The sequence below is a fragment of the Actinoallomurus acaciae genome (genome assembly GCF_042429965.1).
Taxonomy (GTDB): Bacteria; Actinomycetota; Actinomycetes; order Streptosporangiales; family Streptosporangiaceae; genus Actinoallomurus; species Actinoallomurus acaciae.
The window spans coordinates 1-9,354 of the sequence record NZ_JBHLZP010000406.1 but is presented as its reverse complement, the minus strand read 5'-3'; the positions used below and the strand labels follow the sequence as shown (position 1 = coordinate 9,354).

Here is a 9,354-nt window from a genome sequence, read left to right as displayed (position 1 = left end):
CTCTGGAACGTCCTGTCGATGAGCCTCCGGCAGCGCCTCGTGCCGCCGGAGATCCTCGGCCGGGTCAACGCGGCGAGCCGGACCCTGTCGATGACGGCGGCACCGCTGGGCGCGCTGGCCGGCGGCTGGATCGCCCACGCTCTCGGGCTGCGGGCACCGCTCTGGGCCAGCGGGATCGCCCTCGCCGTGCTCACGCCGTTCGCCGTACGGCTGTGGCGCCCGCGCTCCAGCGGAGGAGCCGCGGGTCTCTCCCGCCCGGCCGGGGAATAGCGGCGGCCTGGGGCCGTCGCCGACCTGGGGCGCCGTGCGTCCCTCGACCGGTCCGAGGTCGTACCGGAACGGCGGGTTCTTCGTGGCGTGAGTCGGACCTCGCCGACGTGTTCGACTGGCGTGGATGAAGGGCGGCCTGGCTTCATTCAGGTTGACATTCGTTCGCGTCAACGGTTCTACTGATGACCGTGTCCACTGCTATGGAGACCGAAGCTATTCCTTCCACAACAGTCAACTCCCCGGCCATGACACTCCGGACACACGTGGACTCCGCCCGCGTCGGCCCGGTGACCGTGGCCCGGATTCGCGGCGGCTCCCCTCACCCCTCGTGCGAGGTGCGCCGCGTCATCTCCGCCGAGCGCGGCCGGTTCGCGGTGACGCTGTACCGGAGCGGGACGGCGTGCGGGGCACAGGGCGGCCGCCCCTTCCAGGCGAGCGCCGGCGACCTCGTCGTCCTCGACACCGGCAGGCCGTACGAACTCTCGGTGGCCGGCGCGTCCGACATCGTGGCGATCGAACTGCCGCACGGCATGCTGGGCGCGAACACCGACCTCGTCGGCCGCTACGTCGCCACCCCACAGCGGTGCGACCGGGGCGCGTGGGCGGTCCTCGCCGCCTTCCTGTCGGGCCTCGCCGACCGCATCAACGGACTGACGGACATAGCCGACATCCACCTGGCGGACGCGCTGGTCTCCCTGATCGTCGCGGCCTTCGCGGAGCCGGCCCCGGAGCCGGCGGACGTCGGCGAGGAGCTGACCGACCGGATCCTCGCCCACGCTCTCGCGAACCTGGCCGACCCCGCCCTGTCCGTGGATTCCGTCGCCCGGCGCCACGGCATCTCCCCGCGCTACCTCCACCAGCTGTTCCGGCGGCGCGGCCTCACGTTCGCCGCCTGGGTCAGGCGGGAACGGCTCATCCGCATCCGCCGGGACCTCCTGGACCCCGCGCTCGCCACCCGCACCACCGCGGCGATCGCCGCCCACTGGGGGATACAGGACCACGGACACCTCAGCCGGGCTCTCAAGAGGGAGTTCGGCCTGACCGCGGCCGGGCTCCGCCTCATCGCACGGGGCGACCGGCAGAGCGCCTGACCTCCCGGCACCCGCGGAACACAGGCGGAACGGCGTACGGCGACCATCGGAGGTGGCCACGGCCGTCAAGGAGATCTCCAGCATCGCCGCGAAAACGGTCGTGGGCGGCGGGAAGTCGGCCCTGTCGACGGGCCTCACCATGCCCATCACCAGCCTGATCGACCAGGCGTTCGGCAAGCAGGCCCCAGGGAGTGCGGAAAAGCTGAAGGAAATGGCCGGGAGCGCGTTCGCCGGCTCGTTCGCCGGCTTGTTCGGCGGTTCGGCGACGAGCGCGGCGAAGGCACTGCGCGCGCTCAGCAGCGAGGGCGGCCCCGCCTCCGGACGGCTCGCGACACTCGCCGCGATGCTGGACGGCGACTCGAGCCATTTCTCCCAGGTGAACAGCGAGATCGGGCAGCTCATCCAGAACGGGACGATCAGTCCGGCCCAGCTCCTCTCGGCCGCCCTCGGCGCGAGACTCGAGGCGGCGGCGAAGAAGGCGGTCGGCGAGTAGCCGCGCCGAAACGGCGCACGAAGTGGGTCGCCACGTGCCCGGGATCAGTTGCTCACGGGCCGATAGCAGAGGAGTACGACTCCGGAGCTGAACGTCGTGGCGCCGATGAGGCGCATCCGGACCGGTGACCGGCCGTCCTGGATCGGGCGCAGCCCCTCGCCCCAGACCACGGGGTGAAGCCAGAACCTGACCTCGTCGATCAGCCCGTGGCCGGCCAGGTGGTGGGCCAGTTCGCCGAAGCCGTACGAGAGAAGAGTGCCCGGCAGCTCCCGCTTGAGTTCGGCGACACGCTCCAGAACGTCACCCTTGATCAGGGTGGAGTTCCAGGTGAGCGGCCCCTGGAGGGTTCGTGAGGCGACGTGCTTCGGCAGGCTGTTGATCCGGTCGGCCAGCCCGCCGGGTTCTCCGGTCATCTTCGGCCATACCGAGCTGAAGACCTCATACGTCTCCCGGCCGAGCAGGAGCGCGTCGGCGGCGCGCAACTGGTCGGCACCATACTGCTCGGACTCGAGTTCGGGATCGAACCACTGGTTGTTCTGGTCCATGACGGCGTCGGCCGTCATCTGTGCCGACACGATCAATCTGCCCACGATGACATCACTTCCCGGATTTGAGATCGGTGAGGAGTTCGGTCAGGCGTTCCGCGGAGTCGCGGACGCCTCGTTCCATGCCCTGGGCGACGATGCGGTCGCGGTCCTCGACCGACGGGAAGCTCGACACCGAGCGAACCGTCGTCCGGCCGTCGTCGTCCTCGAACGTGTAGGTGTCCAGTGAGACGCGCCCCGGAGCGCCCTCGTACTCGAAGGTCTGCACCATGCCGTCCGGGCTCGGCGTGCCGTGGAAGATCCCGTGGAATCCGTGGAGGTGACCTTCGGCGTCTTCGCCGACGTAGCGCCACCGGCCGCCGTCACGCGCTTCGTACCGCTCGACGGTCATCGTGTGATCGCGGGGACCGAGCCACCGGCTCAGCAGCTCCGGCTCGGTGTAGGCACGGAACACCAGGTCCCGTGGGGCGTCGAACCGGCGCGTGATGACGATCTGCGGAATGCCGGGCGGCGCGGTGATCAGCGTGTCGTTCATGAGCCCTGTTCTCTCGTCGGGTCCGCGTCGTCGATGCCCTGGTCTCGCAGCGTGGCGAGGAGTTCGTCGAGTCGTTCGTGACTCTGCTCCCAGAAATGTCGGTACGCGGCCAGCCAGGCGGTCGCATCGTGCAGGGGCTCGGCCTCGAGATGGCTGAGCCGCGCGGTCGCGCGGCGGGAGCGGGAGATGAGCCCCGCCCTCTCGAGCACCTTCAGGTGCTGGGAGATGGCCGGTTGCGAGATCCCGTGCGGCGCGGCGAGCTCCCCGACGGTGGCGTCACCTTCACTCAGCCGCGCGAGGATCGCGCGCCGGGTGGGGTCGGCGAGTGCCCCGAAGACGAGGCTGAGCGAGTCCGCAGGCATCAATAACCTTTTCCTTCTAGAAGGAAGTTGTTATGAAGCTAGCCGGATTTCCCGCCCTGGTCAAGGGCGGTACCGCCGGAGAACGACGTCGACGGCCTGGGTCCAGGACGCCGCGCCTTCGGTGTGCGGTGGCCGCGGCGGGACGACGGCCGGTGTACGGCGCCGCCGGACGCCGCATCGGGCGGGCGCGGATCCTCGAAGCGACGTTGAAATGTCGCGGCGAACGGATTCGCGGACTCTAGGCTGGGGCCCTTCTCAACCGGGAGGTCGGGATGTGGGCAGCCGCAGGAGTCGGCCTGGCCGTGGCCGGATGCGCCGTGCTGTGGGCGAGGCGTGCTCTGGTGCTGGTCACGGTCACCGGCGACAGCATGGAGCCGACGCTGCGCGCGGGTGACCGGGTGCTGGTGCGCCGTCGCCGGGCGCGTTGGCTGGCACGTGGCGACGTCGTGGTACTGGCCCCGCCGCGGACCCGGGTGCGGACCGGCGATCGCTGGCGGGTCCCCTCCGAGGGGTGGAACATCAAACGGGTGGCCGCGCTGCCCGGTGACGTGGTTCCGGACGGCGTGCCCGACCCCGACGGCACCGGCCTGGTCCCTCCGGGCACGCTCGTGGTGCTCAGCGACAACCCCATCGGCGTCGACTCCCGGCTGTGGGGCCCGTACCCGGCCGGAGGGGTGATCGGTACGCCGGTACGGCCGAGGGAGGCCGTGGCCGCCGGGAGCCGCGCGTGAGCTACCTGGTGCTGGGCTGCCGCGGGGTGCTGGCCGGGACCTTCCTGGTGTCGCTGTTCGGGAAGGTGCGCGGCCCGGCGGCGTACCGCGCGTTCGTCCGCGCCACCGGACGCCTCCTGTCCGTGTCCGGGCGGGCCGGGCGCGTGCTCGCCGCGCTCACGGTCGCCGCCGAGTGCCTCGTGGTCGTCGCGCTGGTGGCGCCCGCCGCGGTCGGCTTCGCCGCCGCGATCGGGCTGCTGTGCGCGTTCAGCGGCGCGCTGGTCCGCGCCCTGCGCCGTGGTGAGGACGCCGGCTGTCACTGTTTCGGCGCGTCCACCACACCGGTCGGCGTCCATCATGTGGTCCGCAACCTGGTGCTCGTCGCGATGGCGGGCGTGGGGCTCGTCGTCGAGGTGTGGGCGCATCCGGGCGGATACCGGCTCGCGGGGGTCGCGGTCACCGCGCCGGCGGTGGTGGCCTGCGTGCTCCTCGTCACCCGCCTGGACGACCTGGTCGCGCTGTTCCGGATCGCCTGACCGCCCCGCCGGATCGTTTCAATCATCGGCGAAGCTTCGGGCGGCGGCGGAAACGGCGCGGTTACGATCATCGCGCTCGTCACCCCGGAGGTCGCCATGCCGTTTCTCGTCGCCGCCGTCGTACTCCTCGCGGTGCTGTGCCTGCTGAACATGATGATCACGTTCGCGGTGCTGCGGCGTCTCCGCTCGCATGAGGAGCGGCTCGCGGCGCGGCCGGCGGGCCGGTCGTCCGGCGTGGACGCGCTGGTCGGACGGGAACTCCCGGAGTTCGACGCGACCAGCACCGCCGGAGCCGCGGTCTCGCGGTCGGACCTGCTCGGCCGGGCCCGCGTGCTGGGGGTCTTCTCCGCGACCTGCGAGCCCTGCCACGAACAGGCACGGGCGTTCGCCGAGCTCGACGACCCCGGCCGGGTGGCCCTGGTCACCGACGTACGCGGGCGCGAGGACGTGCTGCGCCGGTTCGTCCCCGACCTGGGCGACACACCGACGATCATTCTCGAGCCCGACAGCGGACCGCTGGCCGGTGAGCTCGGCGTCAGCACGTTCCCCACCCTTCTGCGGCTGGATGAGGACGGCCGCGTGGTCCAGGCCGGGAACGCGCTGTCGCAGCTGGCGTCGCCGGTTCATGTTCGAGCCTGACGGCGGCCCGGTCGGCGCGCGGGAGCTGTTCCGCCGGTCGCGGGACGCCTGGCGGGTGTGCCGGCAGAGCGGTCGCCTGCTCGTCACGGCGCAGGTCGTCCTCGCCCTGGTCGCGGGGCTGTCGTCCTCCACGGTGACCTGGTTCACCAAGGTCCTCGTCGACGGGCTGGTGCAGCACCGGCCGTCCGCCGTCCTGATCACCGCGGTGGGCGGCCTGGCCGGCGCCGGCCTGGTCGCGGCCGTCCAGCCGCGCGTGGCCGAGTACCTCAAGGCGCAGCTCAACCGGCGCGTGACGCTGACGATGAACGACCGGCTGTTCACGGCGGTCAACGGCTTCCAGGGGCTGAGCCGGTTCGAGAACCCCGCGATCCTGGACCGGATTCGTGCCGCCCAGCAGAGCACCTCCAGCGCGGTCGAGCCGACCACCACGGGGATGTTCTCCGCCGGCCAGGACGTCATCGCGCTGGGCGGCCTGCTCGTCACGGTCTCGCTGATCGCGCCGGTGATGACCGTGGTGATCGTCATGTCGGCGATACCGGTCCTGTTCGCGCAGCTGTCGCTGTCGCGTCGGTACGTCCGGACGCTGGCCACCCTGGCGTCGCGAGGCCGGCGCCAGGTCCTGTTCAGCTCGCTGACCAGCGATGTGCGCGCCGTCAAGGAGGTCCGCCTGCTGGGGCTGGGCACCTTCTTCAAGCACCGCATGCTGGCCGAACTGGTCGCCGCGAACGACGCGCAGCAGGAGCTGGACCGCCGGCAGTTGCGCGTGCAGTCGCTGCTCTCGCTGCTGTCCGCGCTGATCTCGGCCGGCGGGCTGCTCTGGGCGGTGTGGAGCGCGTACGACGGGCGGCTCTCGATCGGCTCGGTGTCCGCCTTCGCCGCGGCCGTGGCCGCCGCGCAGGCCTCGCTGGGCGGGCTGGTCGCCAAGCTGACCGGCGCGCACCGGGCGCTGCTGACGCTCGGGTACTACTTCGACGTCGTCCGCATGGCGCCGGACCTTCCGCAGGCGGCGGGGGACGCGCGGCTCCCGGACCTGCGGTACGGCATCGACCTGCGCGACGTGTGGTTCCGCTACGACGAGGACCATCCGTGGGTGCTGCGCGGGCTCGACCTGCACATCCCCGCCGGACGGGCGGTCGCCCTGGTCGGCCTCAACGGCGCGGGCAAGAGCACTCTGGTCAAGCTGCTGTGCCGGTTCTACGACCCGACCCGCGGCGCCATCCTGTGGGACGGTGTGGACATCCGCGCGGTCCCGGTCGCGGAGCTGCGGCGCCGCCTCGGGGTCCTGTTCCAGGACTTCATGCAGTACGACCTGACCGCCGGCGAGAACGTGGGCGTCGGCGACCTGCCGAATCTGGACGACCCGCGCCGGGTCTCCGGCGCGGCGCGGGCGGCCGGCGTCCACGACAAGCTCGCCTCGCTGCCGAACGGGTACGACACGATGCTGAGCCGGGTCTTCTTCCGGGAGGCCGACAAGACGGACCCGGACAAGGGCGTCATGCTGTCCGGCGGCCAGTGGCAGCGGGTGGCCCTCGCGCGCGCCTTCATGCGCGAGGGGCGTGACCTGCTGATCCTGGACGAGCCGAGCTCGGGCCTGGACGCCGAGGCCGAACACCGGATCCACAACCGGCTGCGCGAGCACCGCGCCGGCCGTACGAGCGTGCTGATCTCACATCGGATGAGCGCGGTACGGGAGGCCGACCGGATCGTGGTCCTGGCCGACGGGCGGATCGCCGAGCTGGGCGACCACGAGACGCTGATGCGGCACGGGGGCCACTACGAGCGGCTGTTCTCACTCCAGGCCGCGGGATACGACCGGCCGGGCGTCCCCGGGCACCGGTAGGCCGTCATCGCGGCCCGGCCCGGAACGCCCGGCGGTACGCGCCCGGCGTCGTGCCCAGGGCGCCCAGGAAGCGCCGGCGAAGGTTGGTGGCCGAGGAGAGACCGACACGGCGGGCGATGGCGTCCAAGGGGAGGTCGGATGACTCCAGGAGGTCCCGGGCCGTGGCGATCCGCTGGGCGAGCAGCCACTGCCCCGGGCTGGTGCCGAGCTGGTCGGCGAACCGCCGGCTGAGGGTACGCACGGAGACGCCCGCGTGCGCGGCCATCGGTGGTCACCGGCTCGCCGAGCCTCGCGGTGACCCACTCCAGCAACGGCGCGAGCGTGCCGTCGAACTGTTCGGGGTGCGGCGGGGCCGAGTACTGCAGCTGCCCGCCCTCGCGGTGGGGCGGCATGACCATGGTCCGTGCGATGTGCGCGGCGTACCGGGCCCCCTGGTCGCTGCGGACCAGGTGCATGCACAGGTCGATGCCGGCCCCTGCGCCGGCGCTGGTGGCCACGTCACCGTGGTCCACGTACAGCACATCCGGGTCGACCCGGATGTGCGGGAAGCGCGCGGCGAGCCTGTCCGCCAGCGCCCAGTGGGTGGTCGCCTCCCGTCCGTCCAGCAGGCCGGCGTACGCCAGTGCGAAGGCGCCGGAGCAGATGCTGACCATCCGCGTTCCGTGGGCGTGCGCGCGGCGCAACGCCCGGACGACCGCGGGTGAGGGCGGATCCTCGGTGGGCAGCCAGCCCGGGACGACCACCGTGTCCGCGCGGTCGAACGCGTCCAGCCCGTCGGTCACGAGCATGTCGTACCCGGCGCGCGTCGCGACCGGGCCGGGGCGCTCCGCGCACACGCCGAAGGCGTACCGCGTCGGCAGCTCGGGCCGTTCGATCCCGAACACCTGGGCCGCGCAGGCGAGTTCGAAGGTCGACTGCGGCGGGCGGACGAGCGCCACTACTCGGTGCATGGCCGAAAAGTACCGCATGATGTCTTTCCTGACACTCGGCGGTACGGTCGGCCGGCCGTCAGGCTGGCCCCATGACGACAGAACAGAACGCGCCTGCCTACGTCTGGTCCACCGTCCAGGACGCCCCGATCCGTGAGGTCTTCCCGGGCATCCGCCTGCGCCCGCTGTGGCGCGGGGACGACGGTGCGAGGGCCTATGTGCTGGAGATGGACGCGAACACCTGCTGGGAGGGCATCGACGTCCACGAACCGGGGCCCGAGGAGGTCTTCGTGGTCTCCGGCGTCTTCAACGACGGCGACCGGGACTACCCGGCCGGCTCCTTCATCCACGCCGCCGAGGGCACTTCGCACGTGCCCCAGACGACGACGGGCTGCACGCTGTTCCTCTTCTACCCCGAAGGCTGACCCAAGGACCATCAAGAGATCGATGGCGTCGGCCGGTCGTCGACCGCACTCGGCGCCTCTCGTCGTCCCGGGGCCGCGAGGTGCCTCAGCAGCAGTTGTGGCAGACGCCCCAGATGTCACCGCGGCAGGGGTCCTCGCACAGCAGGTCGGATCCCTGCCCGTCCCGGTCGCACCAGCAGTACGGCGCGCAGGCGTCGGCCTTGGCCTCCATGCGGGGCACGAAGGCGGTGAGCATGCGGTCTCCGACCTGCCGGGCCACGCCGATCATCTTCGTCATCATCGGGCGTCGATTCCTTCCGCTGTCGATGAAAAGCATTGGGAACAAAGAGAGCCTAGGTCGACGTGAATGAGATATCGATCATTTAAGAATCGACTGAAATAAGCGTAGTGACGGCTCGCTTTCGAGTCGAAATACTCTAGGCCCTTGAGGGGGGCGGCATCGGTCATTTATGAAATGGTTGAAATGACTCGCTCGGGGCAGACTGACCAGGTGGGCGTTCCGTCGAGAGAGAGCGTGGAGCGATGGCCGACGACCAGCCCCTGCGTCCCGGACGGTGGCCGCTGCGCACCGTGCCCCGAGGGCGGTGGTCGGCGCAGACCCCGACCGCCGACGACGCCGACCCGGCGCTCATCGCGGCGGCGTTGAAGCGTGCGCTGGCACGACCGTCGGGCAACTGGTTCGTGGTGGCGTCGAGCCGTGTCGTACGCACCGACCGCCCGCTCGGCACGAAGGTCGCGGGCCGGGAGGTCGTCCTGTGGCGTGACCGCACGGGACGGCCGGTGGCCGGTCCGGGTGCCTGCCCGCACCTCGGCGCGCCGCTCGCCGAGGGACGCGTCATCGACGGCTGCCTGACGTGCCGCTGGCACGGCCTGCGCCTGCCCGCCGAGGGCACCGAGGAGTGGCGCACCCTGCCCGCGTACGACGACGGGGTGCTCGTCTGGGTGCGCCACGACCGGGTCGGCGGCGAGACCCCGCTCG

General features: G+C 71.5%; 12 protein-coding genes and 2 pseudogenes. 9 read left to right on the top strand and 5 right to left on the bottom strand.

From position 1 onward, the window contains the following. From ACFFNX_RS36495 to ACFFNX_RS36485, 3 genes and pseudogenes are all read left to right on the top strand, one after another. A pseudogene (locus ACFFNX_RS36495) lies at positions 1-270 on the top strand (MFS transporter); the annotation flags it as partial. 182 nt (positions 271-452) lie between these two features. Beyond that, a complete protein-coding gene (locus ACFFNX_RS36490) occupies positions 453-1,361 on the top strand; it encodes an AraC-like ligand-binding domain-containing protein (RefSeq protein WP_378210549.1) in 909 nt (302 codons plus the stop codon). Between the two features lie 52 nt (positions 1,362-1,413). Next, positions 1,414-1,854: a hypothetical protein gene (locus ACFFNX_RS36485; protein ID WP_378210548.1), complete on the top strand. Its 441-nt coding sequence runs from the start codon at positions 1,414-1,416 to the stop codon at positions 1,852-1,854. A 44-nt stretch (positions 1,855-1,898) separates the two neighbouring features. Here ACFFNX_RS36485 and ACFFNX_RS36480 read toward each other — a convergent pair whose 3' ends face one another. The 3 genes from ACFFNX_RS36480 to ACFFNX_RS36470 are packed head-to-tail and all read right to left on the bottom strand — an operon-like array spanning position 1,899 to position 3,296. Beyond that, positions 1,899-2,444 (bottom strand): dihydrofolate reductase family protein, encoded by a 546-nt coding sequence (locus ACFFNX_RS36480; RefSeq protein WP_378210547.1) that lies wholly within the window; start codon positions 2,442-2,444, stop codon positions 1,899-1,901. A 7-nt stretch (positions 2,445-2,451) separates the two neighbouring features. Continuing rightward, on the bottom strand, positions 2,452-2,934 hold the full coding sequence (locus ACFFNX_RS36475; RefSeq protein ID WP_378210546.1) for an SRPBCC family protein: 483 nt from the start codon (positions 2,932-2,934) through the stop codon (positions 2,452-2,454). Next, a complete protein-coding gene (locus tag ACFFNX_RS36470; protein ID WP_378210545.1) occupies positions 2,931-3,296 on the bottom strand; it encodes an ArsR/SmtB family transcription factor in 366 nt (121 codons plus the stop codon). Before ACFFNX_RS36470 ends, ACFFNX_RS36475 begins: the two co-directional genes overlap by 4 nt. Before the next feature lie 272 nt (positions 3,297-3,568). Here ACFFNX_RS36470 and ACFFNX_RS36465 point away from each other — a divergent pair, with 272 nt between their 5' ends. The 4 genes from ACFFNX_RS36465 to ACFFNX_RS36450 all read left to right on the top strand — a co-directional run bounded on the left by ACFFNX_RS36465 (position 3,569) and on the right by ACFFNX_RS36450 (position 7,021). Continuing rightward, positions 3,569-4,027, top strand: coding sequence for a S26 family signal peptidase (locus ACFFNX_RS36465; RefSeq protein WP_378210544.1), 459 nt, complete (start codon positions 3,569-3,571; stop codon positions 4,025-4,027). Beyond that, entirely contained in the window at positions 4,024-4,542 is a 519-nt protein-coding gene (locus ACFFNX_RS36460) for a MauE/DoxX family redox-associated membrane protein (protein ID WP_378210543.1), read from the top strand. The genes ACFFNX_RS36465 and ACFFNX_RS36460 overlap by 4 nt, the downstream gene beginning before the upstream one ends. Positions 4,543-4,638: 96 nt before the next feature. Beyond that, complete coding sequence (locus tag ACFFNX_RS36455; protein WP_378210542.1) at positions 4,639-5,181, top strand: TlpA family protein disulfide reductase; 543 nt, start codon at positions 4,639-4,641, stop codon at positions 5,179-5,181. Further along, a complete protein-coding gene (locus tag ACFFNX_RS36450) occupies positions 5,168-7,021 on the top strand; it encodes an ABC transporter ATP-binding protein (protein ID WP_378210541.1) in 1,854 nt (617 codons plus the stop codon). Before ACFFNX_RS36455 ends, ACFFNX_RS36450 begins: the two co-directional genes overlap by 14 nt. A 4-nt stretch (positions 7,022-7,025) precedes the next feature. Here the strand turns inward: ACFFNX_RS36450 and ACFFNX_RS36445 are convergent. Continuing rightward, positions 7,026-7,971 (bottom strand): annotated as a pseudogene (locus ACFFNX_RS36445) (helix-turn-helix domain-containing protein). A gap of 71 nt (positions 7,972-8,042) precedes the next feature. Between ACFFNX_RS36445 and ACFFNX_RS36440 the strand changes: the two are divergent. Then, a complete protein-coding gene (locus ACFFNX_RS36440) occupies positions 8,043-8,375 on the top strand; it encodes a cupin domain-containing protein (protein WP_378210540.1) in 333 nt (110 codons plus the stop codon). A gap of 85 nt (positions 8,376-8,460) precedes the next feature. Here the strand turns inward: ACFFNX_RS36440 and ACFFNX_RS36435 are convergent, their stop codons facing one another. Then, complete coding sequence (locus ACFFNX_RS36435) at positions 8,461-8,655, bottom strand: hypothetical protein (RefSeq protein WP_378210539.1); 195 nt, start codon at positions 8,653-8,655, stop codon at positions 8,461-8,463. 242 nt (positions 8,656-8,897) lie between these two features. Between ACFFNX_RS36435 and ACFFNX_RS36430 the strand changes: the two genes are divergently transcribed. Further along, on the top strand, positions 8,898-9,354 hold a 457-nt coding region (locus tag ACFFNX_RS36430), incomplete at its 3' end, for a Rieske (2Fe-2S) protein (RefSeq protein ID WP_378210538.1).

What these genes read in the sequence shown, in the direction of transcription:
- ACFFNX_RS36475 (WP_378210546.1), bottom strand. Translation starts at nt 2,934, where the DNA reads ATGAACGACACGCTGATCACCGCGCCGCCCGGCATTCCGCAGATCGTC.
- ACFFNX_RS36440 (WP_378210540.1), top strand. Translation starts at nt 8,043, where the DNA reads ATGACGACAGAACAGAACGCGCCTGCCTACGTCTGGTCCACCGTCCAG.
- ACFFNX_RS36435 (WP_378210539.1), bottom strand. Translation starts at nt 8,655, where the DNA reads ATGATGACGAAGATGATCGGCGTGGCCCGGCAGGTCGGAGACCGCATG.
- ACFFNX_RS36490 (WP_378210549.1), top strand. Translation starts at nt 453, where the DNA reads ATGACCGTGTCCACTGCTATGGAGACCGAAGCTATTCCTTCCACAACA.
- ACFFNX_RS36455 (WP_378210542.1), top strand. Translation starts at nt 4,639, where the DNA reads ATGCCGTTTCTCGTCGCCGCCGTCGTACTCCTCGCGGTGCTGTGCCTG.
- ACFFNX_RS36450 (WP_378210541.1), top strand. Translation starts at nt 5,168, where the DNA reads ATGTTCGAGCCTGACGGCGGCCCGGTCGGCGCGCGGGAGCTGTTCCGC.
- ACFFNX_RS36465 (WP_378210544.1), top strand. Translation starts at nt 3,569, where the DNA reads ATGTGGGCAGCCGCAGGAGTCGGCCTGGCCGTGGCCGGATGCGCCGTG.
- ACFFNX_RS36470 (WP_378210545.1), bottom strand. Translation starts at nt 3,296, where the DNA reads ATGCCTGCGGACTCGCTCAGCCTCGTCTTCGGGGCACTCGCCGACCCC.